This is a genomic window from Agrobacterium sp. GW821-FHT02D03 (genome assembly GCF_059421725.1).
Genome location: NZ_JBWKVN010000001.1, coordinates 2,246,820 through 2,270,223, shown reverse-complemented (window position 1 = coordinate 2,270,223; position 23,404 = coordinate 2,246,820). Strand labels below are relative to the sequence as shown.

Annotated in this window: 30 protein-coding genes and 1 riboswitch; of the genes, 17 read left to right on the top strand and 13 right to left on the bottom strand. The window is 58.8% G+C overall.

The genetic code is table 11. The features are described from left to right. Positions 1-44 precede the first annotated feature (44 nt). The 4 genes from AC07U5_RS10840 (at position 45) to AC07U5_RS10825 (ending at position 2,594) form a co-directional block, all read left to right on the top strand. Positions 45-962 carry a c-type cytochrome gene (locus AC07U5_RS10840; protein ID WP_494722990.1) on the top strand — a complete coding sequence of 306 codons (918 nt, stop codon included), beginning with the start codon at positions 45-47 and terminating at the stop codon, positions 960-962. Between the two features lie 56 nt (positions 963-1,018). Then, positions 1,019-1,226: riboswitch (cobalamin riboswitch) on the top strand. Between the two features lie 144 nt (positions 1,227-1,370). Continuing rightward, positions 1,371-1,553: a CbtB domain-containing protein gene (locus AC07U5_RS10835; RefSeq protein ID WP_494722989.1), complete on the top strand. Its 183-nt coding sequence runs from the start codon at positions 1,371-1,373 to the stop codon at positions 1,551-1,553. Positions 1,554-1,564: 11 nt separating this feature from the next. After that, complete coding sequence (locus AC07U5_RS10830; RefSeq protein ID WP_116493951.1) at positions 1,565-2,272, top strand: CbtA family protein; 708 nt, start codon at positions 1,565-1,567, stop codon at positions 2,270-2,272. Between the two features lie 4 nt (positions 2,273-2,276). Then, on the top strand, positions 2,277-2,594 hold the full coding sequence (locus AC07U5_RS10825) for a hypothetical protein (protein ID WP_494722988.1): 318 nt from the start codon (positions 2,277-2,279) through the stop codon (positions 2,592-2,594). On the opposite strand, the gene AC07U5_RS10820 is transcribed toward AC07U5_RS10825, so the two are convergent. Both AC07U5_RS10820 and AC07U5_RS10815 read right to left on the bottom strand, forming a co-directional pair. Next, positions 2,591-3,163, bottom strand: a complete 573-nt coding sequence (locus tag AC07U5_RS10820; RefSeq protein WP_494722987.1) for a type 1 glutamine amidotransferase family protein — start codon at positions 3,161-3,163, stop codon at positions 2,591-2,593. The two genes, AC07U5_RS10825 and AC07U5_RS10820, sit on opposite strands and share 4 nt — an antisense overlap. 24 nt (positions 3,164-3,187) lie before the next feature. Next, positions 3,188-3,676: a GNAT family N-acetyltransferase gene (locus AC07U5_RS10815; protein ID WP_494722986.1), complete on the bottom strand. Its 489-nt coding sequence runs from the start codon at positions 3,674-3,676 to the stop codon at positions 3,188-3,190. Between the two features lie 342 nt (positions 3,677-4,018). Here AC07U5_RS10815 and AC07U5_RS10810 point away from each other — a divergent pair, with 342 nt between their 5' ends. Together AC07U5_RS10810 and AC07U5_RS10805 are read left to right on the top strand one after the other, a co-directional pair. Next, the gene (locus AC07U5_RS10810) at positions 4,019-4,834 is read left to right on the top strand and encodes a helix-turn-helix transcriptional regulator (protein WP_494722985.1); all 816 of its coding nucleotides are present in this window, start codon (positions 4,019-4,021) and stop codon (positions 4,832-4,834) included. Positions 4,835-4,932: 98 nt separating this feature from the next. After that, a complete protein-coding gene (locus AC07U5_RS10805; RefSeq protein WP_113179775.1) occupies positions 4,933-5,481 on the top strand; it encodes a YbhB/YbcL family Raf kinase inhibitor-like protein in 549 nt (182 codons plus the stop codon). Between the two features lie 57 nt (positions 5,482-5,538). On the opposite strand, the gene AC07U5_RS10800 is transcribed toward AC07U5_RS10805, so the two are convergent. Beyond that, positions 5,539-5,952: a MerR family transcriptional regulator gene (locus AC07U5_RS10800; protein WP_062438177.1), complete on the bottom strand. Its 414-nt coding sequence runs from the start codon at positions 5,950-5,952 to the stop codon at positions 5,539-5,541. A gap of 169 nt (positions 5,953-6,121) precedes the next feature. Here AC07U5_RS10800 and AC07U5_RS10795 point away from each other — a divergent pair, with 169 nt between their 5' ends. From AC07U5_RS10795 to dmeF, 4 genes are all read left to right on the top strand, one after another. Further along, positions 6,122-6,304, top strand: a complete 183-nt coding sequence (locus AC07U5_RS10795) for a hypothetical protein (protein ID WP_494722984.1) — start codon at positions 6,122-6,124, stop codon at positions 6,302-6,304. Further along, a complete protein-coding gene (locus AC07U5_RS10790; RefSeq protein ID WP_494722983.1) occupies positions 6,256-6,882 on the top strand; it encodes a sulfite exporter TauE/SafE family protein in 627 nt (208 codons plus the stop codon). Before AC07U5_RS10795 ends, AC07U5_RS10790 begins: the two co-directional genes overlap by 49 nt. A gap of 109 nt (positions 6,883-6,991) precedes the next feature. After that, positions 6,992-7,264: a Ni(II)/Co(II)-sensing transcriptional repressor DmeR gene (gene dmeR / locus AC07U5_RS10785; protein ID WP_062438176.1), complete on the top strand. Its 273-nt coding sequence runs from the start codon at positions 6,992-6,994 to the stop codon at positions 7,262-7,264. A 7-nt stretch (positions 7,265-7,271) separates the two neighbouring features. After that, a complete protein-coding gene (dmeF, locus tag AC07U5_RS10780; protein ID WP_494722982.1) occupies positions 7,272-8,282 on the top strand; it encodes a CDF family Co(II)/Ni(II) efflux transporter DmeF in 1,011 nt (336 codons plus the stop codon). A 94-nt stretch (positions 8,283-8,376) separates the two neighbouring features. Here the strand turns inward: dmeF and AC07U5_RS10775 are convergent, their stop codons facing one another. Together AC07U5_RS10775 and AC07U5_RS10770 are read right to left on the bottom strand one after the other, a co-directional pair. Continuing rightward, positions 8,377-8,661 carry a hypothetical protein gene (locus AC07U5_RS10775; RefSeq protein ID WP_494722981.1) on the bottom strand — a complete coding sequence of 95 codons (285 nt, stop codon included), beginning with the start codon at positions 8,659-8,661 and terminating at the stop codon, positions 8,377-8,379. A 282-nt stretch (positions 8,662-8,943) separates the two neighbouring features. Further along, positions 8,944-11,043, bottom strand: a complete 2,100-nt coding sequence (locus AC07U5_RS10770) for a S9 family peptidase (RefSeq protein ID WP_494722980.1) — start codon at positions 11,041-11,043, stop codon at positions 8,944-8,946. A 233-nt stretch (positions 11,044-11,276) separates the two neighbouring features. Here AC07U5_RS10770 and AC07U5_RS10765 point away from each other — a divergent pair, with 233 nt between their 5' ends. After that, positions 11,277-11,678, top strand: coding sequence for a DUF930 domain-containing protein (locus AC07U5_RS10765; RefSeq protein ID WP_062438172.1), 402 nt, complete (start codon positions 11,277-11,279; stop codon positions 11,676-11,678). A 36-nt stretch (positions 11,679-11,714) separates the two neighbouring features. Here the strand turns inward: AC07U5_RS10765 and AC07U5_RS10760 are convergent, their stop codons facing one another. Further along, positions 11,715-12,131 carry a SufE family protein gene (locus AC07U5_RS10760; RefSeq protein ID WP_062425787.1) on the bottom strand — a complete coding sequence of 139 codons (417 nt, stop codon included), beginning with the start codon at positions 12,129-12,131 and terminating at the stop codon, positions 11,715-11,717. Between the two features lie 224 nt (positions 12,132-12,355). Next, positions 12,356-12,766, bottom strand: a complete 411-nt coding sequence (locus AC07U5_RS10755; RefSeq protein WP_494722979.1) for a DUF5330 domain-containing protein — start codon at positions 12,764-12,766, stop codon at positions 12,356-12,358. A gap of 487 nt (positions 12,767-13,253) precedes the next feature. Here AC07U5_RS10755 and AC07U5_RS10750 point away from each other — a divergent pair, with 487 nt between their 5' ends. From AC07U5_RS10750 to AC07U5_RS10740, 3 genes are all read left to right on the top strand, one after another. After that, positions 13,254-14,774: a sensor histidine kinase gene (locus AC07U5_RS10750; RefSeq protein ID WP_494723290.1), complete on the top strand. Its 1,521-nt coding sequence runs from the start codon at positions 13,254-13,256 to the stop codon at positions 14,772-14,774. Beyond that, positions 14,746-15,693, top strand: a complete 948-nt coding sequence (locus AC07U5_RS10745) for a peptidoglycan-binding domain-containing protein (protein ID WP_494722978.1) — start codon at positions 14,746-14,748, stop codon at positions 15,691-15,693. The genes AC07U5_RS10750 and AC07U5_RS10745 overlap by 29 nt, the downstream gene beginning before the upstream one ends. Before the next feature lie 199 nt (positions 15,694-15,892). Continuing rightward, positions 15,893-16,234, top strand: coding sequence for a DUF1491 family protein (locus tag AC07U5_RS10740; RefSeq protein WP_113226741.1), 342 nt, complete (start codon positions 15,893-15,895; stop codon positions 16,232-16,234). Positions 16,235-16,270: 36 nt separating this feature from the next. Here AC07U5_RS10740 and AC07U5_RS10735 read toward each other — a convergent pair whose 3' ends face one another. Next, a complete protein-coding gene (locus AC07U5_RS10735; RefSeq protein ID WP_162743404.1) occupies positions 16,271-17,197 on the bottom strand; it encodes a DUF2336 domain-containing protein in 927 nt (308 codons plus the stop codon). Between the two features lie 629 nt (positions 17,198-17,826). Here AC07U5_RS10735 and AC07U5_RS10730 point away from each other — a divergent pair. Then, entirely contained in the window at positions 17,827-18,027 is a 201-nt protein-coding gene (locus AC07U5_RS10730) for a hypothetical protein (protein WP_062425783.1), read from the top strand. Between the two features lie 31 nt (positions 18,028-18,058). Here AC07U5_RS10730 and AC07U5_RS10725 read toward each other — a convergent pair whose 3' ends face one another. The 3 genes from AC07U5_RS10725 to AC07U5_RS10715 form a co-directional block, all read right to left on the bottom strand. Further along, positions 18,059-18,610, bottom strand: coding sequence for a DUF1254 domain-containing protein (locus AC07U5_RS10725; RefSeq protein WP_062438164.1), 552 nt, complete (start codon positions 18,608-18,610; stop codon positions 18,059-18,061). Further along, positions 18,603-19,190 (bottom strand): DUF1214 domain-containing protein, encoded by a 588-nt coding sequence (locus AC07U5_RS10720; protein ID WP_494722977.1) that lies wholly within the window; start codon positions 19,188-19,190, stop codon positions 18,603-18,605. Before AC07U5_RS10720 ends, AC07U5_RS10725 begins: the two co-directional genes overlap by 8 nt. Positions 19,191-19,586: 396 nt before the next feature. Continuing rightward, the gene (locus tag AC07U5_RS10715; protein WP_494722976.1) at positions 19,587-19,922 is read right to left on the bottom strand and encodes a hypothetical protein; all 336 of its coding nucleotides are present in this window, start codon (positions 19,920-19,922) and stop codon (positions 19,587-19,589) included. Between the two features lie 249 nt (positions 19,923-20,171). Here AC07U5_RS10715 and AC07U5_RS10710 point away from each other — a divergent pair, with 249 nt between their 5' ends. After that, a complete protein-coding gene (locus tag AC07U5_RS10710) occupies positions 20,172-20,621 on the top strand; it encodes a DUF1801 domain-containing protein (protein WP_494722975.1) in 450 nt (149 codons plus the stop codon). A gap of 53 nt (positions 20,622-20,674) precedes the next feature. Here the strand turns inward: AC07U5_RS10710 and AC07U5_RS10705 are convergent, their stop codons facing one another. Both AC07U5_RS10705 and AC07U5_RS10700 read right to left on the bottom strand, forming a co-directional pair. Beyond that, complete coding sequence (locus tag AC07U5_RS10705) at positions 20,675-22,171, bottom strand: PQQ-dependent sugar dehydrogenase (protein WP_494722974.1); 1,497 nt, start codon at positions 22,169-22,171, stop codon at positions 20,675-20,677. Between the two features lie 2 nt (positions 22,172-22,173). Continuing rightward, entirely contained in the window at positions 22,174-22,605 is a 432-nt protein-coding gene (locus AC07U5_RS10700; protein ID WP_494722973.1) for a DUF2231 domain-containing protein, read from the bottom strand. Between the two features lie 248 nt (positions 22,606-22,853). Here AC07U5_RS10700 and AC07U5_RS10695 point away from each other — a divergent pair, with 248 nt between their 5' ends. Beyond that, positions 22,854-23,348, top strand: a complete 495-nt coding sequence (locus AC07U5_RS10695) for a DUF805 domain-containing protein (protein ID WP_494722972.1) — start codon at positions 22,854-22,856, stop codon at positions 23,346-23,348. Positions 23,349-23,404: the final 56 nt, after the last annotated feature.

Here is a 23,404-nt window from a genome sequence, read left to right as displayed (position 1 = left end):
GGGCTATTTCCTTCAATGATATTTTATCGATAGCGGAGAGGCGGATGGCATCCATCTGGGGAAAGCTGGCAGGCGGTATTGCGGTCGCAGGTCTCGCCGGCTTCGGCATTTTCATGTGGGTGACCGCACCTGAGCGCCAGCCGCCAAGCCACTGGGCCAATCTGGGTGAACCCGATCTTGCCAATGGCGAAACGCTGTTTTGGGCAGGCGGATGCGCAAGCTGTCATGCTGCTCCGAATGCCAGCGGCGATGCCTTGAAGATGCTGTCCGGCGGCCAGTCCTTGCCAACCCCTTTTGGCACTTTCCATGTTCCCAATATTTCGCCCGATCCACAGCATGGTCTCGGAAGCTGGACGGTGGCCGAGTTCGGCGATGCCATGACCCGAGGGGTCGGAAAGAACGGCGAGCATCTCTATCCGTCCTTCCCCTATACGTCCTATGCCCGCATGACGGCGCAGGATATCAACGATCTCTTCGGCTACCTGAAGACGCTGCCCGCCAGCACCAACGACGCGCCTCCTCACGATTTGCCATTCCCGCTCGACATGCGACTGGCGCTCGGCGGCTGGAAATTCCTCTATTTCGACAAGGGCGCGCCACGCGTGCAGCTTGCCAATGCCAGCGCCGATGTGGCGCGCGGCCAATATCTGGTGGAAGGCCCGGGCCATTGCGGCGAGTGCCACACACCACGCACGGCACTTGGCGGTCTCAGCAAAGACAAGTGGCTGGCAGGCGGCCCGAACCCAGAGGGTGAGGGGACGATCCCCGACATCACGCCGGGCTCGCAAGCCATCGGTTCCTGGACGGTCGCCGATATCGCCAGCTATCTCGAAACGGGCTTCACCCCAGATTTCGATAGCGTCGGCGGATCCATGGTCAAGGTGCAGCAGAATATGGCGAAGCTTTCGGCCGAAGATCGCAACGCGATCGCCGCCTATCTCAAGGCTATTCCAGCGCGTTGACATCTGTGAATACGGGAGGCTCAAGCTTCTCGCATTGACTCTCCACAACCCCTGACCGATAACAGAGGCGTGATGGTCTTTCCGGTTCTGCCGGAAAGTGAAAAGGGAACACGATAGGAGCCTCGCTCTCATTCGTGGCTGCCCCCGCAACTGTGAGCGGTGAGCCTGAAAACAACAGCCACTGATGCCAAACTTGGCATCGGGAAGGTGTTTTCAAGGCTACGACCCGCGAGCCAGGAGACCTGCCATCACGAAGTGTCGTCAATGCCGGCGGGGTGTCCGGAAGAGCACGGTTTTCGGGTTGGCACCATCCGTCCGAAAAGCCCTGTTTGTCTTTCCCCGTGGTGAAAGTTGAACGCGTGCGTCCGGCTGCCTGAAAGTAACGCGCCGCTGAAAAAGAGGGTCACCATGTCTATCCAACAGAATACGGCGTCGAGCGCCGTTTCCTCGACCACATCGAAACTCTTACAAGCGTTGAGTGCCGTTGCACTTGGCCTGTTCATTGTCGGTTTCGTTGGCTTCTCGCATGTCGAGGCCATGCACAATGCGGCGCATGATGCGCGCCACGCCAATGCTTTCCCCTGCCATTGAGGGGAGATGAGATGCCGTTTTTCAGAAACATCGTCTTTACCGCAGTCCTCGTCGGCCTGATCGCGGGTCTTGCCGTCAGCGCCATGCAAGCGGTCGGCACCACGCCACTGATCCTGCAGGCGGAGACCTTCGAGAGTGCGGGTGGCGAGGCCGGTCATTCACATGATGCCGCCACCCCCGCGGATCACCACCATGACGCGGAAGCCTGGGCACCTGCGGATGGCTTCGAGCGCAATGCCTACACCGTCGCCGCCAATGTCCTGACGGCCATCGGCTATGCGCTGGTGCTCACGGGCCTGATCTCGCTTCGCGGCTCTCAGGGCGGCTGGCGCGAAGGTCTGTTCTGGGGGCTCGCCGGCTTCGCCGCCGTCATGCTGGCGCCGATGATCGGCTTGCCGCCGGAACTGCCGGGCAGCCCCGCGGCCGATCTTGGTGCGCGTCAGGTCTGGTGGATTGCAACTGCTGCCGCAACTGCCGGAGGCATTGCGCTTCTGGCCTTCCGCCGCTCGGAGCCTTGGGCGGTGATCCTTGCCGTCGTGTTGATCGTTGCGCCGCATGTCGTCGGCGCGCCATTGCCACCTGCGGGTGAACATGCGCTGGCGCCGCTGCCGCTGGAACGCCGCTTCGTCGTGCTCGCCACCGTCACGAGCTTCGTTTTCTGGCTGATCTTGGGCTCCCTCAGCGGCCTGTTCCTCAAGCGCTTCGACGCTGTAAAGTGACATGATGACAGAGGAGAACGCAGTCGATTGGAGCGATGACCTCGATTGCCTGCGTTTTTCCGTTCCCGGTCATGGCGCGCCTTGCGCCATGCATCGGCTTGCTTTCAAGGTGTTGATCAATGATGCGCTGACGGAAGAAACCTGTCGCGCTTACTTCGTGGCAAACCGCGACGCATTTCTCGCGGCGGCCACCAACAAGATCGAGCGGCTGAGTATCCCCTTCGAGCGCAGCCTCCATATCAACAGCCGCGATCTTCGCCGAGCCGTGACAGCAGAAGACGCGCAAGGACCGGCGCGCCTCTGCCGTGTGCTGGATCGTTAAGTCGGCACGTGTTCCGCGGAAAATACCGACAGTTCGGCTTCGGCTTCCGGTCCCCATAGACCGAGGGCTTTCAACACCTCTTTCGCGAAGCTGACCGGTGAATTGCCCGGTGCTGTGACAACACCCTCATCGCTGACGGCTTGTGGCTGATCGCGGTAGAGCGTTGCTCCGTCATAGCCGCCGTATTTTTGATGCGACGCCAGGGCGTTGCCTGTATGGGCCACACTGTTCAGGATGCCGGTGCCGGCGAGCGCGCTGGCCGCAGCACAGATGCCTGCAACCACGCGGCCTTTTGCCCTAAAGCGATGGACCAGATCGCTAAAATCGGGCGCAGTTCCTTTTTCCCAACTCAAACCGCCCGGGATGACCAGCGCGTCGATCGTCTCCGGGTCGAGGGCGTCGTGGGACGTGTCCGGCATCACCTTGAATCCGCCCATCGACGTCACAGGCTGGCCGTCGGGTGAAGCGGTGACGATCTCGACACCGAGATAGCTGCGGGCCGCAGCGGCAAGCAGTGCAGGCTCCCAGTCGGCAAAGTCTTGCGTCAGCGCAATGGCAATACGAGTCATGTCATCCTCCAGAAGCGAAGAAGCTCAGGCAATTGCCTGCATGAAGCGCATGCCGGTGACGGGACGCGGAACGAAATCCATGTTTTCGTAGAATTTGTGTGCGGCGAAGTTGCCGGTCGCAGCGCCGACGGACAGGAAGTCGCAGCCGCAGCGTTTTGCGACGTCACGCGCGCGCGCCACCAAGTGCTGACCGGTGCCGTGACCGCGATGGCCGTCCCGCACGAAGAGGTGGTGCAACTCCATGCCGCGGCGGCCTTCCTGGGCGCGGTAGAGCGGCACGAGAATGGCGTAACCGATAAGCTCGCCTGCAGCTTCCGCCACCAGTGCGGTGATCCAGGGAACCTGGCCGAACAGATCGCGCTCGAGCTTTTGCGGCGTGATCGCGGCGGCGTCGCCATGATGGGCGGCGAGCAGGGTGATCATCTCGTTGAGTTCAGGCAGATCGGCCGGACGCGCGCCACGAATGGTGACGACGGGCGGTCTTGGCAGTGTGAGGAGGCTATCTTCGGTCATGGGTCTGGTCCTTCGGTTGTCTGGTTTTTTGCCGTCAGGACGCTTGGAAAACAACAAAGCCGCCTGACGGCGGCTTGTTGACAAAGTGATCTGTCGAGCCGCCCTTTACAGGTAGGCCCAAAAATACGTGCAGGAGATGGGTGCGCGTTCGTTGATCATGGGCGATTCAATGCGCTCGAATTGGAAAGCTGTCAAGGGGCGGTTCTCGCATTTTGGATGGGTCCGTCTCGATGCATGCCACGAGGGCAAGCGGCGCATTGACATCAGTCGTCCTCAGTCCGCTATGTGTCTGCGCGGCGTGCTCTCGCGCTCGATAGGTCAACGGCAGGGACAGAAGCATCGATGACGGCGCAATCCGCAGAGCAATTGGGGCTTCAGGGCACGGGCGTCTCGATTTTTCCCATTACCCAAGCCACGGCCGCGACATTCACGGATCTCTTCATCGGCGTGACCTTCCTGTGCTTCATCTGCGTTGGGAGCAAAAGGGTTGTCTGCCCCGTGAATGGCGAATTCGTGGGCGAGGCGGGTGACCTCCTGATTTTCCCCTCTGGTTCTATCGTCACCTTGGAAAACCGTCCTGTCAGCGCTACGAATTATCGGGCGACCGGCATCTACTTCGATCATGAACTGATTGACGAGGTCTTCGCCGGTCCACCGCGGGCGTCAGGCTCGCCCGGTGTCCAGATCGTTCGCCAAGCAGCAAGCGCGGACTATGATGTGGTGGAGGTCACGCGGCAGGCCCTGCATGATGATACTCTACCCTTGTCGGTCAAACGCCATCGGCTTCTGGAGCCGTTGGTCTGGCTCCGCCATCACGGTGTCCATCTGCCCCGGCGAGGGGAAGATCAACCCTGGAACAAGGTGCGGCGGCTGATAGAGACCGACATCAGCCAGCCTTGGCGGGCCGAAGATGTCGCGCGCCATTTTGCCATGAGTGAAGCCAGTTTTCGGCGGTGGCTGGCGAAATCCGGTCCGGGATTTTCGCAGATCCTGTTGAACACGAGGCTGGAGAAGGGGCTTGGGATGCTGCAATCGACGGATACGCCGATCTCCAGTATCGCGTTGGAGTGCGGCTTCAAGACGCCCTCGCATTTCTCCGAGGCGTTCCGCAAGAGATTCGGTCTTAAGCCACGCTCCATCCGCACAGCCGAATTCTGATCGTTTTTCGACAGTCTTTGATCGCGAGCCGGAAGCTCGAAATTCCTGGCCGGTTTATGTCTTTGAGCATGATCAACGTCTGGAAAGGACACCTTATCATGCTGAAAAAGAACGTTGCGACCGGCGTCATTCTGGCTCTTCTGACCGCCACGACAGCAAGCGCCGCGGACTTCAAATTGTCGAGCACATCAATTGCCGAGGGTCAGCAACTTGCGTCGACCTTCGTGTTCAAGGGCTTCGGCTGCGAGGGCGGAAATCAGTCGCCGCAGCTATCCTGGTCTGGCGCACCGGCTGGCACGAAGAGCTTTGCCATTACGGCCTACGACCCGGATGCGCCAACAGGCTCGGGCTGGTGGCACTGGAACGTGGTGAATATTCCCGTCTCGCAAACGTCGCTCGAACTTGGCGCAAGCGCAGGCAAGAAGCTGCCCTCAGGAGCCATGGAAATTCGCAATGATTATGGTGTAGTCGGTTTTGGCGGGGCATGCCCGCCGCCGGGTGAAGTCCACCGCTACATCTTCACCGTCCATGCGCTTGGCACGGAGCATCTGGACCTGCCGGACAATGCCAGCAACGCGCTTGCGGGATTTATGATTGGCGCCAACACCCTTGCCACGGCAAAGATCACAGCAGTCTATAACCGCTAAGGGTGTAGCAGAGGACAGTCGCTCGCGATCACGACTGTCCTTTCCCGGCATGACGTCTCAATGATCGTGATCGCACAGACCATGATCTGACAGCGCGCGGATGACATAGCAGTCCTCGATGGAATGCCCATCGCAGTGCGAGACGATACGCTCCAGCTCGTGCTCCAGCTTCTTCAGCTTGGCGATCTTTTCCCGCACGGTGGCCAGATGATCGGCGGCAATGCGGTCCGCACCCGCGCACGGCATTTCGCGGTGCTGGCTGAGCGCGATCAATTCGCGGATCGCATCGATGTTGAGGCCGAGATCGCGGGCGTGCCGCACGAAGGCGAGACGTTCCAGATCGGCCTTTTCATAACGGCGCTGATTGCCCTCGGAGCGGTCGGCTTCGTTAAGCAGCCCCATTTGCTCGTAGTAGCGAATGGTCGGGACTTTCACGCCTGTCCGTTTCGATAGATCGCCGATGGAATACATGGGCCTCATCCTCATAGCTATAGCTTGTAGAGATATAGGTTTCAGCCAATGGGAACGCAATTGGTTTGCCGTCTCCGCCGTCAGCCATACGAGAAAAGCAGTTGGCTATTGACGGGCGCTGATGGAGTATGACGCAAGCGACAACGCCTCCCTTTAATGATCACCCGTCATGCCCAGTATTCTATCGACCGATCTTTCCCTTTCCGCCCTGGCATTTCTGGTGCTCGTCGCTTTGAGCGCGGGTCTCGCGCGCGGTTTTTCCGGCTTCGGTGCGGCGCTGATCTTCGTGCCGCCAGTTCGGTCATGGGCCCGCAGATTGCCGTTCCGCTTCTTCTTGTGGTCGATGGGGTGATGACGCTCGGCATGATACCAGGGGCAGTCCGTCGGGCGGATCGACGCGACGTGCTCACCATGGCGGTCGGCGCCATCATTGGCGTGCCACTTGGCGTCCACCTCCTGATGACACTCGATCCCGTCACCATCCGCTGGGCCATCGTCATCATCGTTGTTGTGCTCTTGTCGCTCCTGATGTCCGGTTGGCGCTATAGGGACCGCCCGAAGGCAATTCTGACGGCGGTCGTCGGGCTGATCGCAGGTGTGTTTTCCGGCGTGGTGCAGATCGGCGGCCCGCCGGTCGTGGCCTATTGGTTGGGTGGGGCCGTGCCGGCCGTCATCGTTCGGGCCAATATCATTCTCTACTTTGCGATCTCCACGGTGCTCAATGCCACGGCCTATCTGTGGAATGGTCTCATCACGGTGAAGCTCTTAGGGTTAGCGGTTCTGGTCGCCCCGGTTTACGGCCTTGGTGTATGGCTCGGCAGTCGAATGTTCGGCCTTGCCGAGGAGAAGACCTTTCGCCGCATCTGCTATGGGATGATCGCAACCGCGGCCCTCATCAGCATGCCGCTCTTCGATGCCCTGAAGGGCTGATCGAACATTCTGCCACCATCTGCATCTTCTCAAGCAGCACAGGGGGGGGCTTGCCGCCGGCCTCAAGAGAAAATAGTATACCCCTCTATACTATAGGGAGGATAGGCAGATGTCCCATACGATCCGCGACAAGGATAAGCTTCTAGCCCGTATTCGGCGCATGAAGGGGCAGATGGAAGCGGTGGAACGGGCGCTGGAGGGCGGCAAGCCCTGTGGCGATGTTCTGCAACTCCTCGCCTCGGTTCGCGGCGCGCTCTCTGGCCTGACGGGCGAAGTGATGCAAGAGCATCTGCACGAACATGTGCTGCACGCCGCAAATGACGAGGAGCGCGCCAAGGCTGCGGAAGAGCTGGCGCAGGTTCTCAAAACCTACATTCGATAAGGTGACGATGATGGCAACGATGGAACATAGCCACGCGGATGGCACGCATAGCCACGTTTTCTTAGGCAGCCATCACGAGCGCAACGAACGACGCGTCTGGATGGTCATTGCTCTGACTACTGTCATGATGGTTGTGGAGATCGCAGCAGGTCACTGGTTCGGCTCCATGGCGCTGACAGCCGATGGCTGGCATATGTCGACCCATGCGGGCGCGATGCTGATTTCGGCGCTTGCCTATCTTTATGCCCGCAAGCACGCGCATGATCCGCGCTTCACCTTCGGTACGGGAAAGTTTGGTGATCTCGCCGGTTTTGCCAGTGCCGTCGTACTGGGCGTCGTCGCGCTGCTGATTGCCTGGGAGAGCGCTCTGCGCTTCGTCTCGCCGGTGGAGATCGACTTCAACCAGGCGATCATCGTTGCGGTGATCGGTCTGGTCGTCAACATCGTCAGCGCCTTGCTCCTCAAGGACGATCACCATCACCATGGACATCATCACGACCATCACGATGATCATAGCCATGAAAGCCACGCCCACCATCATGGCACCCACGCTCATCACTCGGATTCCCATGGATCGCACGCGCACCATGGGAGCCGCGACAACAACCTGCGCGCCGCCTATCTGCACGTGGTGGCAGATGCCTTGACCTCGGTGCTGGCCATCGTGGCCCTTGTTCTCGGCAAATGGAACGGCTGGACCTTCCTCGATCCGGCGATGGGCATTGTGGGTGGTATCGTCATTGCCCGCTGGTCCTGGGGACTGCTTCGCAGCACGGGTGCGGTGCTGCTGGATGCGATGCCACAGCAACGCTCAATCGTGGCAAAAATCCGCGGCATCGTCGAAACGGGCGAAGAAAGCATTACCGACTTACATGTCTGGCAAGTCGGCCCCGGTCATCACGCGGCCATCGTGTCGTTGTCGACGACAGGCGAGGCGTCGGCTGCAGCCTATAGGGAAAAGCTTCTAGAGATTGAAGAATTGTCGCATGTGACCGTCGAGATCAACGCAGCTGCGTGATCGACGCGCGAAACGCGCTCTTGCAATGGCTCGGGGCTTCGCCTGAAGTCACGACAGCCCGTAGAGTGAGCGCCGCCGGAAGCATCCGGCGGTATCAGTGTTCCGTATAGGCCTGATAAACCCATGCTGCATCAGCGGCTTCTGAAGATCCCTGTGACACGGTCGATGGCGCCGCCGCAGCCTCTTTCACCGCGTCGCGGTTGACGGTCCAGAGCACGCTTGCCAGCGCGCCTGCTTGCAGGGCGTTGACGAAGGAAATCGTGCTGCCGGAAAAGGCAGGCGAAGAAACCTCTGAGACAGCGGCGTCTGTTTGCACTTTCTCAATAGGTTGTGAGCGACTTTGATAGGGCGCCCCGCCAATGTTGTTGTCGATGTTCATCGTTAGCCTCACCAAGCTGTTAACGGTTTTTTAACCGCTGAAGCTTGCGCGAAGCTTGCCGCGCGTTGTTCGGATGCGTTGACGGTGCTTGACAGGGGGCAAACCCCTGCTTCGTTTTTGCACTTTAGGGGCTTGCAAAATAACAAAAACCCCGCAAATGCCGATTCTTTGACGATCAGACGCCGTTCGAACCTGCATTACGCGGGGAATCACTTTGAAAATGAACAGAATCAGCGATGCGCCCAAGCGCACCGCCTATCTCTCCAAAATGGCTGAATGGCCTTAGACTTGGTCCTTGCCAGCGACTTTCAGCGCAAAGGCATATTCGAAGGCGATCTCCTCAAGCCGTTGGAAGCGGCCTGACTTGCCGCCATGACCTGCGGCCATGTTGGTTTTGAGCAGGATTGGCGCGTCGCCGGTGGTCTTCTCACGCAGCTTTGCCACCCACTTGGTCGGCTCCCAATAGGTCACGCGCGGGTCCGTCAGGCCGGAGATCGCCAGGAGAGGCGGGTATGGCTTGGCGCCGACATTGTCATAGGGCGAGTAAGCAGCGATCCACTGATACTCCTCTTCGGACTCCAGCGGATTGCCCCATTCCGGCCATTCCGGCGGCGTCAGCGGCAACGTGTCGTCGAGCATCGTGGTCAGCACGTCGACGAAGGGAACGGCAGCAATGATGCCGGCGAATTTCTCTGGCGCCATATTGGCGACAGCCCCCATCAGCATGCCGCCGGCAGATCCGCCTTCGGCAATAATGCCGCTATAGGACGTGAAGCCCTCCGTCACCAGATGGTCGGCCGCGGCGATGAAGTCCTTGAAGGTGTTCTGCTTGTGCTCCATCTTGCCGTTTTCATACCACTCGAACCCCTTGTCCTTGCCGCCGCGTATATGCGCGACCGCATAGATGAAGCCCCGATCGGCAAGCGATAGATTGTTGGTGCTGAAGGAGGCCGGAATGGTGATGCCGTAGGCGCCGTAACCGTAGAGCAGGCAAGGCGCGGAACCATCGAGCGGCGTGTCCTTGCGGTAAAGCAGCGACACTGGCACCAGTGCGCCGTCATGCGAAGGCGCCATGACGCGCCGTGTCACATAGTCGTCCGGGTTGTGGCCGGATGGCACCTCCTGGGTTTTCAGAAGCGTGCGCTCGCGCGTCACCATATTATAGTCGAACAACTGGCTTGGCGTCGTCATGGATGAATAGCTGAAGCGGATGACGTCGGTGTCATATTCGGCAGCGCCATGCAGCCCGAGCGAATAGGCTTCCTCGGCAAAGGCGATCGCATGTTCTTCACCGTTGGAGCGATCGCGAATGACGATACGCGGCAGGCCGTCCCGGCGCTCCAGCCAGAGCAGATGGCGGGCATAGGCATCGACGGAGAGGATGAGCCGGCCCGGCTCATGCGGCACGACCTCTTTCCAGTTTTCCTTGCCCGGCGCCTCTACCGGGGCTTCGACAATTCGAAAATCCTTGGCGTCTCCATCATTGGTAAGAATGAAGAAGACATTGCCGCCTTCCGCCATCGAATATTCGATGCCTTCCTCGCGCTCGGCCACGATCTGCGGCTCCGCCATCAGATCCTTGGTGGAGAGGATGCGGTATTCGCTGGTCTCGTGATCGTGGATGTCGATGAAAATGAAGTCATCGAGAACCGAGGCGCCGACGCCCATGAAGAAGCCCGGATCCTTTTCCTCGTAAACCAGCCGGTCGGACGATTGCGGCTGTCCGACAATATGGTGGAAGACCTTGGAGGGGCGGTGGTTTTCGTCCTGAAGTGTGTAGAAGAAGCTCTTGCCGTCAGGCGACCAGGCGCCACCGCCGCCGGTGTTTTCAACGACATCATCGAGATCGACGCCGGTCGCAAGATCGCGGATGCGCAGCGTGTAAAATTCGGAGCCCTTGTCGTCATAGCTCCAGATACCGCGGCTGTGATCGGAAGATTGGTCGAGCCCGCCGAGACGGAAATAGTCCTTGCCTTCCGCTTCCTTGTCGCCGTCGAGCAGGACATGCTTCTCGCCGCCATCGCGCGGGGTGCGGAAATAATGCGGCTGCTCGCCGCCGGTCACGAACAGCGTGCCATAGGCATAGGGCCCGTCATTGACTGGAACCGAGGAGTCGTCCTGCTTGATGCGGCCCTTCATTTCTTCGAAGAGCTTTTCCTGAAGCGGCTTCGTATCCGCCATCGCGGCTTCCATATAGGCGTTTTCCGCTTCCAGATGGGTGCGGATGGCGGGATCGAGCAGGGAAGGGTCCTTGAACATCGCCTGCCAGTTATCCGCCCGCAACCAGGCGTAATCATCCGTGCGCGTGATGCCGTGATGCGTATCGCTCACCGGCTTCTTCTGTGCATGGGGCGGGGTGGGCAGGTTCTTGAAAATGGTCAAGACAAACTCGCTTTCATAGGAAAATCACTCTGCGTTTTCATGATGTAAAGTGCACCTGCGGCGCTATCAAGTTTCATTGTCCCCGACGGAATATCAGCACGGCACATTTTCGTCGGGTTTCGATCACATTCTGAAGGTAGACGACGCCATCGCCTGCTGCTTCGAGGAGATGCGGCAGGCGTTTCCCCGCCCGAAGAATGCCAAGAAGACTTGAGAAAGCCTCATTAAATCCGATGCAAAAGCCTCTATTGATCGCCCTTTTGACCGCCTCTTCCGTCCTCTCGTTCTCGCTTCCGTCCTACGCCATCGATGCAAATGTCATAAGACAGTTGAACCAGCTTGCGCCTGAGGAGCGCCTGGAACAACGGTGCGATATCGAAGCGATGGAGCGCATTGCCAAGGAGCAGAAAGGCATGAAGCCCGACAAGGTGATTGCCTATGCCTTTGGCGATCCCGATGTCGCCAAGGATTCGATCAAGGCTTCCGGCGCGGTCTTCCGCAGTGGTGGCGAATGGTTCCGCCTCAGATACAAATGCCAGGTGGCGCCGACGACACTCGGCATCCGCAACTTCGACTACAAGGTGGGCGACAAGGTGCCGGAGTCGCAGTGGGCGAAGCACTATCTCTACGATTGAGAACAATGAGAAGAGCGGCGGCTTTGCCCGCCGCGATCAGGCGGCCAGTAGCCGCGCTTCCTCGCGGATGCGATTGACCATCGACCGAAGGCCGTTGGCGCGCTGCGAGGAGAGATGTTCGACCAGACCGATCTTGCCAAACACTTCGATGGCGTCGAGGGCGGCAATTTCCGAGGCCTTTTTGCCTGAATAGGTGGCGAGCACGATCGCCACCAGCCCGCGCACGATATGCGCGTCCGAATCGCCCTCGAAGGTCAATATCGGGTCAGGTCCGCCATCGCTGTGGCTTACGACCCAGACTTGGCTGGCGCAGCCCTGGACCTTGTTCTCTGCGGTCTTTTTCTCGTCCGCCAGATCCGGCAGTTCCTTCCCTAGTTCGATCACGTAGCGGTAGCGATCCTCCCAATCGTCTAGGAAGGAGAAGTCGTCCATGATCTTGTCGAGAGAAGCCATTTGCCTGCCATCCATGTTGCTGCCCCGATATAGGGCAATGGCGAATGGAATTGAACCGCTACCCCAAGAAAAAAGCCCTGCGGCGAAGCATGGGCTTCGGGCAGGGCATCAGGAGTCGGGCAGTCAGGCGGCTCATCTATAGCGGGATGAGCCACAAGGGGTTTTGAGAGGATCTCTCGAATTCGTTTGGCTTGGAGGCGAGGCTTGATCGCTTCCCTCTCTCGTCAGAGCGCGGGGCGCTTCTGCGGCAGGGGAATGGTGTTCTCGACCTTGATGGTTCCGGTCTTGATATCGTCGCTGACTGCGACGGTCTCGGCCTTGGCGACAGCCCCGCCAGCAGGGGCGACCTTGGGTTCATCGGCAGCGTTCAGGTGGGAGTCGATCAACTCATAGGCTACCTTGGCGCCTTCGCGCGCCCGCTCGCCCAGAGCATGGAAGGTTTCCGCACCCTTGACGCAGACGTCCGGCTTTTCGACGCAGATGGCACTGACATAACGGTAGGCTTCGCTGGCAGCGGAAACCGCGCCGGCGACATTCATTTGCGAGTTCTGGCTATCGGTGTTGTTGCCGCCGAAATAGGAGAGTGCAACCAGCACCAGCGAAAACCAGATTGTTCCTTTGATCAGAAACCACATTGCAAGACTACCCTGTTTGACCGGCGCCCTTTTCGGATCATCCGCTGTTGCCCTGTTGTCCGGGCTTGCAAACACCCTAGAGCCAAGAGACCAACACCCCTTTGCAAAAAACCGCGTGATTTAATTCAAATTTTAGCGACTTGTTCCCGCCGCTGGTGACGATTGTGATTTCGATCGGATTTTAGCGACCGATGTTAAGCATAATTGCGGCGGGGGCGCGCAATCGCAGGCGTTCGCGGCGATAACACCCGCCACAAATCTTAACGGTACCGAAAAAATACAAGGAAATCCTCTGCTTACCCGTCATTAACCATAACCGACAAAGTGCTTGTGATTTGCCCCGAAATGGGACTTGATGGTGCTTGAGGCGGCTTTGGCGCGCCTGCTTTTATCCATTCCTTAAGCCGCGGAGCCCTATTGTCGGGCATGTTTCAAGGTAGGTTCGAGCCTGCTGCTTTTAGAATGCGGTGTACTGGTATTGCGTAACATAGCGGAAAAAGCGATTGCGTTGGTCGATCATGTCGCGGGCATGTGGCTGTCGCGCATGGAAGACGATGCCAGCGAAAGCTTGGCGGTCATCGCCGTTCTGCGCCGCCTCGTTGCTTTCTCTCTTGTGGCGCTCTTCATCGTTCCCGCCATCATCTGCTTTGTCCTGCCGGCATCTGTGGCGCTGCCGCTCGGTGCAGCTCTTGTCGTTGCGCTGTTTCTGGCATCCTGCGCTGTGCTCCTGACGGTCTATAAGCCCGCGCGCGAGGCTCAGGACGCTGTCATCGACCGTGAGCAGCTTGCATCGCAGGTGCCAGGTCTCCTGCTGTTCTTCAACGAGCAGGGCATCGTTCACGCGGTATCAGGTCGCGACCTGCGGCAGTTTCCGCTTCAGCTGCAGAACTGCGCCGGCCATATCCTCGCCGAGATGGTCCATGTTTCCGATCGCATCGCCCTGATGCAGGCTTTCGATACGCTGCGCCAGGGTGAGGATCACGCCAGCGTCGATCTGCGTTTCGAGACCGGCTCTGTCAATCGGCAGATTCAGTTCGTCTATGCCCGCATGGATATGACCGCAGAACGGGACCAGTTCGGCCGGCTGGTGCGCGTCGTCGGTCAGCTTATCGATGTGAGCGAGATGGAAGCCTTGCGCCGCGAAGCGGCCCGCAGGACGATCGAGGCAGAGACGGCGACGGAGACGAAGTCGCGTTTTCTCGCCGCTGTCAGCCACGAACTGCGCACACCTCTCAATGCTATTCTGGGCTTCTCCGATATTCTCGCCGGCGAATATTTCGGCAAACTGGAGAACGATCGCCAGCGCGAATATGTCAAACTCATTCGCCAGTCGGGTGGTCACCTGTTGTCGGTCGTCAACACCATGCTGGATATGAGCAAGCTTGAGGCCGGTCGCTACGAATTGATGATGGAGCCTTTCCGCATCGGCGATGTCATCGCGTCCTGCGAAGGCATGCTCGGTCTTCAGGCAAAGCAGAAGGGCTTGACGCTGACAAGCCGCATCCAGCGCGATCTGACGGAAGTCGTTGCCGATCAGCGCGCCATCCAGCAGGTTCTGATCAATCTTGCCAGCAACGCCATCAAGTTTACCGAATCCGGTGGTGTGGTGGTGATCGATGCGGCGCTGCAGGGCGAGATGCTCAAGCTGACGGTCAGCGACACCGGCATCGGCATTGCCGCCGACAAGATCGAACTTCTGGGCCGCCCGTTCATGCAGGTTCAGAATGACTATACCCGTCGCTATGAGGGTACGGGGCTTGGACTGTCGCTCGTCAAAGGACTTGTGGAATTGCATGGCGGAAGCCTTGTCATCACCAGCAAGCCGGGCGAGGGAACGGTCGTCACCATATTGATGCCGGCTGATGGCTCCGGCCAACCGCTGAGCAGCTGTGACGATGCCGATGCGCCGGTGGAATTTCCGCCGCGCCTGAAAGACACGGCGGGTGGCGCCGACATGATGAAGAGGAAGGACACTGCGGATGGCCGCGCCAAAGCGAAAATCGCCTAGGAAAAAGACGGTCCGGAAGGAGCCGGGTTTGCTGTCCGTGGCCGTACGCGCCCTCGGCCAGCAGATTCTGAGCCATCCCAAACTGGTCGGCGGCTCGACCGCGTTCCTTGTCGTTTTCGGCTTCGTCGCTGCAAATGCTCTCTGGTATCAACCCGGCCACCATCCGTCCCCGTTCCTGCGCACGCGCGATGAGGAAGATCCAAACGGCATTGCCGGCTATCGCATGACGTCGACGCTTGGCCAGCACGGCAATGTCACGACGTTCCGCATAGAGCGCGAGACGGATGTTCCAGAACCCACGCAGCAGACTTCGGCAGGGCAGGGCTCGGCACCGGCAATCCCCGGTCAGGCGCAGCCGGCCGGCACCCATCCGCCATCCGAACTCGTCGCAGAAATCCAGCGGGAACTCGCGCGCCGCGGCCTCTACGATGGTCCAGCCGATGGTCTGACGGGGCCACGCACGACCGCTGCCATCCTCTTCTTCGAAGAAACGGTCGGCATGGAACAGACCGGCGAGCCGACCAGCCGCATTCTCTCGGCTTTGAAGATCGACAGCGCGACAACCGTTGCCGCCATTCCCAAAGCCCTGCCGAAGGATCGACCCGCAGCAGCCAATGGGGGCGGGGTGGCGATCGATCCCGTCGCAGCCGCCATTCGCAATGCGGAGGTACATCCGCCGAAGGCGCAGAATGTGTCTCTTACGTCCGAGAGTGGTGCAAAACCGGTTGGCAAGGATCTGGTTTCCAAGATCCAGCAGGGCCTCGTCAATATCGCCTACGCCGATGTGAAAGTGGATGGCGTTGCCGGCGAACAGACCCGTCAGGCCATTCGCAATTTCGAAAAGCATTATCGCCTGCCGGAAACCGGCGAGCCGAGCGAAGCGGTGCTGAAAAAGCTGAAATCTATCGGGGCCTTGTGAGCCTCAGTTGAATCTCTGACTGAGCCTCCTGGTAATTTGCCGTCCTTTTGCGATTCAAAGGACGAGCGCTTGAGGCCAAAACACTCAATTCATTGGGACTTTCACCCTTCCCTCCACGGTTTGGCGGGTGGCGACCAGGACCAGTCTCGCGGCTTAGAAAAGCATGGCCCCATTGTCCCTGAGGTCCTATAGTTCTTCCATGCGCCTCAAATCCGAAATCTTCGTTTCCGCCCTCACGCGCCGCGTCTTCGCTGCGGGTGATTTCGCCGCTATCGAACGCAAGGGGGCAGAAGAAGCGGGCGCGATCTTCATCCGCCAACGCCTGCGTGATGGGCGCGAAAATCTCTATGGTCCTGCACCCCAGAGCTTCGCCGAAGACGAGGAGGTGAGGGCCGAACGCCGCTTCGAACGGCGTCTCACTGAAGCGCAAGCCCAGGAGGTGGAGACGCTACTGGAAAAGGAGCGTCGCTTCGACGCCGATCTCTGGGTGGTCGAACTTGAAACCGACAACGTCGGAGACCTGTTCACCATCGTTGGGTGACAGATCCTTTCCTTCTACCGCACCCAGCGATGGACCTTAACGGCGTACAACAAGCTTGTGTGCTGGAGTCGGCTCTTCACGACGCTCGTCGGCGTCGCTGCCGGAACTCGTGGTGTAGCGATCTGCCCGTCGCCAGCTTTCGATCCGCTCCTCGCACTCGGCCGTCTCCAACGACTCCAGCATGGATTCCGCACGGCTGATATCGCCAACGAGCTGGCGCATATGCGGGTAGAAGCATTCGAGGATAAAGATGGCGTCGTCGGTATCCATGCCGATGCCGACAAGCGTTGTTGCCAGTTGCCGACCGGAAATATCGAGGAGGATGCGCTCCGACAGCCAGTGGCTTGCAGACAGCGAGTCCGAGAGCGTGGCGGCGAAACGGCTTGCATCGCGTTCACGTGCAAACCGCACGAGCAGGGCTTCCTGCACTTCGGTCAGGCGGCGAACGCCAAGCGTGTCGCCCGCAGGGCGGTGCATCTGTCGCGCCATGGTGCGCAGTTGCCTGCGCAGCTTCTCTTCCCGCTCGGCACGCGCCTCGCCTTCGGTCAGCGCCGCTTGAGACGTAGAGGTTTGAAGATGGTCGTCCGTTGAGCCCGTCGCGTGGCGGGAGTGACGTAAGCCCACCAAGGCATCGACGACAGTGGGGGAGAGGTCTTCGCGCCGGACGATCGTACGAGCGTGCGCGGCCCCTTGCGTTCGTGCAATCGCAATCAGCGTCTCGTCATCCAGCGCCTTGGAGAAGACGAGAAACGGTGCGGACAGCGAAATCGGCTGGCTGGCGATAAAGAACGCGACGGCCGAGGGCACGTTCGGGTTCTGCGACAGCGCCGCAATCGCCTCTCTCTTCGCTTCGGCGGTGGACGCGGAAAACAGCGGCATGAACAGTTCTGCGAACTGTCGCAATTCTGATTTCGACGGGTAAGGCAAGCCTTCGAAACTCGAGACGGTTGCCATCAATACCACGTCCTTCTTCCTCTCGGCCCTTGGCCGTTCCAGTTCTCGAAAACGGTCTGTCAACGCAATACCCAACCAGACGCAAAACTACAGGAGCGCTCAAACTATAACGAATGCGTTGACGCCCTGTTAACCACGGGCGTCGGCAAGAGGATTTTTCGGCTTATTCACAGCTGTTTTGTTAACGAAAGGATTTTTCGACCCGCTGGAACCGCAAGCCAACTTTGGCGTTCCTCTCGCGTGGACCGGAATTGGGGCGCAATGAACCTCAACATTGGAGGTAAGGCTGCAAGCCGCTTTTTATTATTAACCTTTGCTTAACCTCCCGATGATTCTAATGTCGTGGGCAAGTCCGAGATTCGGTGCTAAAGTTCTGACATGAGCTCGCTTATGAGGGACGGACGAAATGTCCAAGCCTCAGTTAATGCCCAGTCCGTGGACTGGTGATGCCCGATGTAGTGGTACTGGCATTCCATATCGGCTTGATGCCGCCGTCCTGAAGACTCCGGCACGCAGATCAAAAAGAAATTTTTGCTGAAAAGCTCGATATGGCGCTTCCTCATACTGGATCGTCGGATGGAAAGTCATGCATCACGATCCGGTCAACACATCCGTCGTGCCTGTGAAAGGAGATGGCAATGGCAGACATTATTTCGATTTCGACGGCGACGCGGCGTCCTCACAAGGCGGCTGACGCGAACGCAATCGCAGCCGGCCCAGCGCAGCTGCTGTTTTTTACCGGTGTGCGCTACGAGCGTTATGACTTCGCCGAGAAGACCAAGACGCGCAAGCGGAAGGGCAATGCGGCGGCTTCTTCCGAAACGGCTCTCAACGCCTGACCGATCTTTTTTATGAGGCCCTGAAGTGCGCCTACTTCAGCGGTGCGGGCTCACATGTAGCCTCTCCGAGAAACCGCTCTGCTTCTTCCAGGAAGCTCGCCTGCGGTACCATCGTTCGCAAAACGGCATAGCCTTCGTTGCGATTTGCTTCCACCAAAATCGATTTCGATAGCGCTTGGACTTCCGCCTTGCGAATGGCCCCGCTTTGCTCCGGGGTGGAAATCAGAATATCCAGTTCACCCCCCGCCGATGTGCGGTCGTTCATGCTGAAGATCTCATTGGATGCACTGTCGAAAATTGCGATCGACCAGAACGGCACGGCACCGAAGGCCGACAGCCTGACCGGCTTCTCTTCGACATTATAGGTACACACGGCAACCCGCATAAAAGGGTCTTCGCTGCTCAGACCACCCTTGCGGTGACCATCCTTGTCGACCAGATGAAAGCGATTGGGCACAGCCTGAAATTCCGCGCGCGTGTAGGCATCGCGGTTGGAAAAGTGCGGGATCGAAAAGAGGATGACGAGGTGGAGGACAGCTGCACCCACCAGGCCCGTGAAGATCGCCAAAATGAGCCTAAGCATTGCCGCAATCCGTTTTATTGATCGTCGGCATGGTGATGTCGATCAGACCCGCGCTTCCAGCAATCGGGGTATCGAGCAGCGTCAGGACCAGCTTGAAATCGCGGTTTGTCGGCACGGCAAGCCAGTTGAACGGCGTTGCCGTCGACGCAAGCGTGATGGAAACACCACCTTCAGGGCCGTGTAGAAGGTTGCGTGAATTCAGGGCGATCGGCCGTCCGGATCCGTCATCCAAAAGATTACCCTGTTGATCGGCAACATAGATGGTCCAGAAGCGGGCAGGCGGCAGGTTGCCGGTGAGGGTATAGCGGCACTGGCCGGTCAAGCGCTGGCCGCTGCTGTCATTCGCCGCGGTAAAGGCCAAACCTTCGGCCGTTCCATAGAGAATCTTGCCTGCATCCGCCCGGTGCGCCTTGGCGTAAGGGTCCGCTTCGATCGTCTGCGATTCGGGAAATGCGTTCCACGCGCCGATCTTGATCGACCCGAAACCGGATGTGGCTTCCAGCGCCACGAGCGTGGAAACGATGCCACCGCCGAAGGCAATGACGAGCGAGATGGCGACAAGAAACGGAACTCGAAACACACTGCTTTCCCGATTTGGAGCAGCGTCACGGTTAGCACTGATTCCGACTCGGGGAAATGCCCTGCTTGAGGGATGGACAAACCTGTACGGGAATATTCCGGTTCTTAGATATGCGCTGCGTCGGGAAACTCTGGTGGCGGGTCGAAGTATTGCCCTCTTGGCGGCTTAGACAAGCCAGGCGTGCATCTGCGCCGGCTCCGAAGAGAGTGTCGCGCAGACTTTTGCAAGCGACACCCTAAATCGGTCTTCGTTCCCAGGGCGCGTACGTCCCTTTGGACGCGAAACGGACGTGTCTCGCTCTTTGGATCGACAGGTAGCGCCCCCAAATTGTTCTCGATTCTTGGGCTGATGCCGTAGGGCGCTGATCGATAAGGCCAGCGCCCTCCGAGCCGTCGCTTATTCGTGGATCGTGTAAGAACCGAGCTTGCAGAGATCCTGTCTGTCTTCCGTCGTGTCGAGGCCGGAGCCTTCTTCGAACTCGAAACGCATGTCGTAGCGACAGACCGTGCGGCCGTCGGCAATGGTGATGTCGATGCTTTCGCCTGGCTCGAGAACCTGCTCGCCGAAGACGTCGTCTTCCCATTCATTGACGCCAACCGGCGATGTGTAAAAGCGCGTCAGGACGGACTTGGTACCGTTCTTCAGCGTAAAGGTCAGGTCGTCGGCCTGTGCCATTGCGGATGTACAGACGAACACTGCCAGAGCGGCAAGTGCTGGATTGAGTTTCTTCATAGTAGTTTCCCCCTAGATGAGATGTCCCTCGCGAGCAATTGCGCACCTTCGATGGGGATATTCAAGCTGCGCACGCCTGCCGCTGTTGTCTTTCGCGTTGGAAGGTGAAGACTTTTTTTGGCTTTGAAGGACCCGCAATATTTTCCAGCCTTTCTGTGCACTTGTCCTTTTTTCAGTATTCTCTAAAGTTCAAATCCAGGTTGCATGTGCTAGGATGCGCTACCTAATACTGCTGGTGGAGGAGAGCACATGAATATGGACGCCACCGACCTTGTGAGCATCGCTCCGACAGAGGATGAGGAAGGCTCTCCGGCTTCCCGGCTGATCGACGGACGGATTGCCGAGTTGACGGACTGGCGTGGGCAGGCGCTGTCGGGCATCAGATCTATTATTCGCAGTGCAGATCCACGTGTGGAGGAGGACTGGAAGTGGCGTGGCGTGCCCGTCTGGGCCTGCAACGGCATCATCTGTACCGGGGAGACCTATCGCTCCACCGTAAAAATGACCTTCCCTCATGGCGCCTCGCTGGAGGATCCGTTCGGTCTGTTCAACGCCTCGCTTGACGGAGGGACACGCCGTGCGATCGACCTTCGCGAAGGTGATGACATTGATGACGATGCGCTCTCGGCGCTGATCCGGTCCGCGATTGCATTCAACGACGCCAAGGTGCGCGGGCGTAGGGCCGCGCGGACGCCATAAAAAGGGCCGACCACCCGATCAGGTGGCCGGACATTCCTCATCATCGATATTTCTCAATTCGCAGGGGCGGGCGGTGCCGGCGATGCGGGAGCTGCGGGCTGTGCAGGTGCCGCAGGCTGGGCGGGAGCAGCGGGTGCTGCCGGTTGTCCCGCTTGGGCAGGGCCCGACGATGTGCCGGAGACATCATCGGTCGCAATCGGCGCCGGTGAGACAGCGCCATCTGCAGCTGCAACACGCCACACCATATTGCCCGCATCATCTGCTACCAGCAACGCGCCGGTGCCGTCGATGCCGACGCCGACGGGACGGCCTCTGGCTTTGTCGCCCTGAATGAATCCCGTCACCACGTCCTGAGTTTTGCCGACGGGCTTGCCGTTTTCGAACGGCACGAAGGTCACGCGGTAGCCATTGAAGGCCGTCCTGTTCCAGCTTCCATGTTCGCCGATGAAGGCACCGTTTTGATAGGGGGCAGGCAGCGCCGAGTTCAGCGAGAAGGTGAGGCCAAGCGCAGCAACATGGCTGGACAGCGCGTAATCTGGCTTGATCGCCTTCTCCACCATATCCGGCCGGAGAGGATGCACGCGGTCATCCACATGGTTGCCGAAATAGCTCCACGGCCAGCCGTAGAAGCCGCCTTCCTTCACCGAGGTCATGTAGTCTGGCACAAGGTTCGGGCCGAGCTCGTCGCGCTCGTTGATCACGGCCCACAACTCCTTGCTTTCGGGATTGAAGGCAAGACCGTTCGGATTGCGCAAACCGGACGCAAACAGCTTCCACGCACCTGTCTGACGGTCAACCTGCAAGATAGCGGCGCGGTTCTTCTCGGCCTCCAGCCCGTTTTCGGTGATGTTCGAGTTCGATCCGACGGAGGCATAGAGGAACTTGCCATCGGGGCTCAGCGCCAGATCCTTTGTCCAGTGGTGATTGATCGGGCCACCCGGAAGCTGGGTCAGCACGCGCGGTTCGGCGGTGATTTCGTTCTGACCCAGTTGATAGGGGTAGGCGAGGATTTCATTGGACGTTGCGACATAAAGCGTGTTGTCGGCAAAGGCGACGCCAAACGGCGAGTCGAGCTTCTTCAGAAGATCGTGGCGCTCATCCACAATGCCGTCTCGGTTCGTGTCCCGAAGCAGCGTGATGATGTTGCTTTCCTTCGGCGGTCCACCGGTTTCGCCATGGGCAATCGACATGATGAAGCCGCGAATGATGTCCTTGGGACGCGACGATGATTGCCCGCCTTCCGGTGCTCGCGACTGCACGACCAGAACGTCGCCATTCGGCAACGTATGCACGGTGCGCGGATTGACGAGGTCCTTCTGGTACACGGAAATCTTCAGGCCTTCCGGCACTGTAGGCATTTCACCGTCCTTCCAGCCCACCACCTCTGCGACCTTCAGGTCAGGAATCAGGCTCATGGAGGGCTCGGGAAGAACAGGGTCTGGGCCGATCTGCTGGGAGATATCGAAATTATCGCTCTGGTCGCTGCAGGCCGGCAGAATGAGTGCAACGCCTGCAAGCAGCAGGACGGGGGCTAAAATGCGAGAAACCATGATCATACTCTCCAGGCCAGACGGGCATATTTGCGGGAGGAGGCGGAAACAGCCATCAACGACACCACGAAGGTGATGGCCGAAAGCAGCAGCCCGTAAGGCACCACAGCCGTCCAACCGTCACCGGCGTGAACGAGACTGTTGATGAAGGCGAGGATCAGCATCACGATGAAAAGGATGATGGAGACGAAGGACGGACGCATCGGCCGTGTGCGCCGACGCAGCAGATCGATAAGACCGGCAAGAATTCCCAGACCACCAGCGACCAGCCCCGCGAAAAGAAGCCAAGCCGAAAAATTCGACCACATCAGGTTGGCGGTGCGCCAATAGGCAATGTCCGTCGCAAGCGTCAGCGAAAAGCAGACAAAGGGAAAAGGCACGAACAGCAACTGAAAAGGATAGGCGGAAGCTTCCCCGTGGGATGCATCATTCATGTCTTGGCTCCAACCGGTATTGAGGGGAGCGCCCAAGTCCCGATGGGCGCTTTTGTGCTCTTGCAAACGGTTGGAGGTGCAATTTGGTTGCAAGAGTTTGGGAGTTAGAAGCGGAAGCAGGTCACGTCATTTAGGTTAGCTGTGGAAAAGGTTTAATCCATATGCACGCGGAGGAAATATTGTTTTGTTTAGCGACTGAACAGCCGTAGGTCGTAATCGGGGTTTCTCAGTTACATCCGGGGGTTTGAATGGGTAGTTTTTCTCTTTGGCACTGGTTGATAGTGCTTGGCATTTTCGCACCTATCCCGCTCTTCTTCGTGTTTAGGCGCGCGCCTGCGGGCCCTAACCGATTTGCGGGGCTGCCATACGCTATGAGCTTTGGAGAAGCGATATCGAGTTTCTTCAAAAATTATGTGAACTTTTCATCAAGAGCGAGCCGATCAGAGTTTTGGTATTCAATGCTCTTCATATTCCTGACGTCGATTGTGGCCGACCTAATCGATCGATCGGAGATTCTCGGCATCATATGGTACCTAGCAACGTTATTGCCGATAATCGCGGTCAACACGCGTCGGCTCCACGACCTTAATCGAAGCGGATGGCTTCAGCTTTTTTGGTTTCTCTTTCCCATCGGCTGGCTGATTTTGATTATATGGTACTGCTTCCCGGCTGCCGACGGACCCGCATTGAAAAGAGGGACAGGCCCGCAACTCGGTAAGGATCCAGCTGAAACTTTCCGGTAATCACAGGGTCACCTTCAATGCGCTTATCCTCCAACGCCGAAGCGGCTACGCTTCGG

Coding starts and splice junctions, on each gene's coding strand:
- AC07U5_RS10840 (WP_494722990.1), top strand. CDS start 45: ATGGCATCCATCTGGGGAAAGCTGGCAGGCGGTATTGCGGTCGCAGGT.
- AC07U5_RS10835 (WP_494722989.1), top strand. CDS start 1,371: ATGTCTATCCAACAGAATACGGCGTCGAGCGCCGTTTCCTCGACCACA.
- AC07U5_RS10830 (WP_116493951.1), top strand. CDS start 1,565: ATGCCGTTTTTCAGAAACATCGTCTTTACCGCAGTCCTCGTCGGCCTG.
- AC07U5_RS10825 (WP_494722988.1), top strand. CDS start 2,277: ATGACAGAGGAGAACGCAGTCGATTGGAGCGATGACCTCGATTGCCTG.
- AC07U5_RS10820 (WP_494722987.1), bottom strand. CDS start 3,163: ATGACTCGTATTGCCATTGCGCTGACGCAAGACTTTGCCGACTGGGAG.
- AC07U5_RS10815 (WP_494722986.1), bottom strand. CDS start 3,676: ATGACCGAAGATAGCCTCCTCACACTGCCAAGACCGCCCGTCGTCACC.
- AC07U5_RS10810 (WP_494722985.1), top strand. CDS start 4,019: ATGACGGCGCAATCCGCAGAGCAATTGGGGCTTCAGGGCACGGGCGTC.
- AC07U5_RS10805 (WP_113179775.1), top strand. CDS start 4,933: ATGCTGAAAAAGAACGTTGCGACCGGCGTCATTCTGGCTCTTCTGACC.
- AC07U5_RS10800 (WP_062438177.1), bottom strand. CDS start 5,952: ATGTATTCCATCGGCGATCTATCGAAACGGACAGGCGTGAAAGTCCCG.
- AC07U5_RS10795 (WP_494722984.1), top strand. CDS start 6,122: ATGCCCAGTATTCTATCGACCGATCTTTCCCTTTCCGCCCTGGCATTT.
- AC07U5_RS10790 (WP_494722983.1), top strand. CDS start 6,256: ATGGGCCCGCAGATTGCCGTTCCGCTTCTTCTTGTGGTCGATGGGGTG.
- dmeR (WP_062438176.1), top strand. CDS start 6,992: ATGTCCCATACGATCCGCGACAAGGATAAGCTTCTAGCCCGTATTCGG.
- dmeF (WP_494722982.1), top strand. CDS start 7,272: ATGATGGCAACGATGGAACATAGCCACGCGGATGGCACGCATAGCCAC.
- AC07U5_RS10775 (WP_494722981.1), bottom strand. CDS start 8,661: ATGAACATCGACAACAACATTGGCGGGGCGCCCTATCAAAGTCGCTCA.
- AC07U5_RS10765 (WP_062438172.1), top strand. CDS start 11,277: ATGCAAAAGCCTCTATTGATCGCCCTTTTGACCGCCTCTTCCGTCCTC.
- AC07U5_RS10760 (WP_062425787.1), bottom strand. CDS start 12,131: ATGGCTTCTCTCGACAAGATCATGGACGACTTCTCCTTCCTAGACGAT.
- AC07U5_RS10755 (WP_494722979.1), bottom strand. CDS start 12,766: ATGTGGTTTCTGATCAAAGGAACAATCTGGTTTTCGCTGGTGCTGGTT.
- AC07U5_RS10745 (WP_494722978.1), top strand. CDS start 14,746: ATGGCCGCGCCAAAGCGAAAATCGCCTAGGAAAAAGACGGTCCGGAAG.
- AC07U5_RS10740 (WP_113226741.1), top strand. CDS start 15,893: ATGCGCCTCAAATCCGAAATCTTCGTTTCCGCCCTCACGCGCCGCGTC.
- AC07U5_RS10730 (WP_062425783.1), top strand. CDS start 17,827: ATGGCAGACATTATTTCGATTTCGACGGCGACGCGGCGTCCTCACAAG.
- AC07U5_RS10725 (WP_062438164.1), bottom strand. CDS start 18,610: ATGCTTAGGCTCATTTTGGCGATCTTCACGGGCCTGGTGGGTGCAGCT.
- AC07U5_RS10715 (WP_494722976.1), bottom strand. CDS start 19,922: ATGAAGAAACTCAATCCAGCACTTGCCGCTCTGGCAGTGTTCGTCTGT.
- AC07U5_RS10710 (WP_494722975.1), top strand. CDS start 20,172: ATGAATATGGACGCCACCGACCTTGTGAGCATCGCTCCGACAGAGGAT.
- AC07U5_RS10705 (WP_494722974.1), bottom strand. CDS start 22,171: ATGGTTTCTCGCATTTTAGCCCCCGTCCTGCTGCTTGCAGGCGTTGCA.
- AC07U5_RS10700 (WP_494722973.1), bottom strand. CDS start 22,605: ATGAATGATGCATCCCACGGGGAAGCTTCCGCCTATCCTTTTCAGTTG.
- AC07U5_RS10695 (WP_494722972.1), top strand. CDS start 22,854: ATGGGTAGTTTTTCTCTTTGGCACTGGTTGATAGTGCTTGGCATTTTC.